Source organism: Micromonospora lacuserhaii, from assembly GCF_036902735.1.
Lineage (GTDB): Bacteria > Actinomycetota > Actinomycetes > Mycobacteriales > Micromonosporaceae > Micromonospora.
The window spans coordinates 1-575 of record NZ_JBAKHO010000130.1; the positions used below are offsets into that span (position 1 = coordinate 1).

General features: G+C 68.9%; 1 protein-coding gene. It reads right to left on the bottom strand.

What is annotated here, in order from left to right:
- Positions 1–575 (bottom strand): amylo-alpha-1,6-glucosidase (locus V6U81_RS29060; protein WP_420884109.1); only part of this gene is annotated, 575 nt, incomplete at both ends.

Sequence of the window (575 nt, forward strand, 5' to 3'; positions counted from 1 at the left end):
GCCTCGTGGGTGAAGCCGTAGCGCCGAAGGCCCCAGGCGATGAACGCGTTGTCGAAGGGCCAGACGGTGCCGACGTGGTATCCGATCGGGTTGTACCGCCCCTCACCGGTGGCGAGTGTGCGCACGCCCCAGCCGGAGAAGAGTCGGGGGCCGAGCAGGTGTTCGGCGATCTTCGCGGCCCGGGATTCCTCGACGATCCCGCTCCACAGCAGGTGCCCGATGTTGGAGGAGAGCGCGTCGACCTGGCGGCCGTCGCCGTCGAGGGCGAGGGCGTAGTACTCCCCGTCCTCGACCCAGAAGTCTCGGTTGAAGCGCTGCTTGAGCTCGGCCGCTTCCCGCTCGAGGCGGTCGGCGTACGCGGGGTCGTTCCAGAACTGGCGGGCCAGCCGGGCGCCGCGAATCTTGGCGTCGTAGGCGTAGCCCTGCAGTTCACAGGTGGCGCGGGGCAGGCTGGGCAGCCGCCCATCCCGGAAGCAGATCGAGTCCCAGGAGTCCTTCCAGCACTGGTTCTCCAGGCCGGTTGTCTCGTTGCGGCGCTGGTACCAGACGTAGCCGTCGCCCATCAGGTCGCCGTA